Origin of the sequence: Pseudomonas sp. PDM10 (assembly GCF_014852295.1) — a bacterium.
GTDB lineage: Bacteria > Pseudomonadota > Gammaproteobacteria > Pseudomonadales > Pseudomonadaceae > Aquipseudomonas.
In genome coordinates this window covers 1-673 of sequence record NZ_JACVBJ010000016.1, presented here as the reverse complement: position 1 = coordinate 673, position 673 = coordinate 1, and the positions used below count along the sequence as shown (strand labels likewise).

Genomic DNA, 673 nt, shown 5'->3' with positions numbered 1-673 from the left:
TCGAAGACCTGCGGGCCAAGGCCATCGAGCACCGCGAACACCTCGCCGCGCTGATGATCACCTACCCGTCGACCCACGGCGTGTTCGAAGAAGGCATCCGCGAAATCTGCGGCATCATTCACGACCATGGCGGCCAGGTGTACATCGACGGCGCCAACATGAACGCGATGGTCGGCCTCTGCGCGCCGGGCAAGTTCGGCGGCGACGTGTCGCACCTGAACCTGCACAAAACCTTCTGCATTCCCCACGGCGGTGGCGGCCCGGGCGTCGGCCCGATTGGCGTGAAGTCGCACCTGACGCCGTTCCTCCCGGGTCACGGCACCATGGAGCGTAAAGAAGGCGCGGTCTGCGCCGCACCGTTCGGCAGCGCGAGCATTTTGCCGATCACCTGGATGTACATTCGGATGATGGGCGGCGCCGGTCTCAAGCGCGCCTCGCAACTGGCGATCCTCAACGCCAACTACATTTCCCGTCGCCTCGAAGAGCATTACCCGGTGCTGTACACCGGCAGCAACGGCCTGGTGGCGCATGAATGCATCCTCGATTTGCGTCCGCTGAAAGACAGCAGCGGCATCAGCGTCGATGACGTCGCCAAGCGTCTGATCGACTTCGGCTTCCACGCCCCGACCATGTCGTTCCCGGTGGCCGGCACGCTGATGATCGAGCCGACCGA

The 673-nt window shown here is 64.2% G+C and carries 1 pseudogene; it reads left to right on the top strand.

From position 1 onward, the window contains the following. Nucleotides 1-673: pseudogene (locus IB252_RS29885) on the top strand (glycine dehydrogenase (aminomethyl-transferring)); the annotation flags it as partial.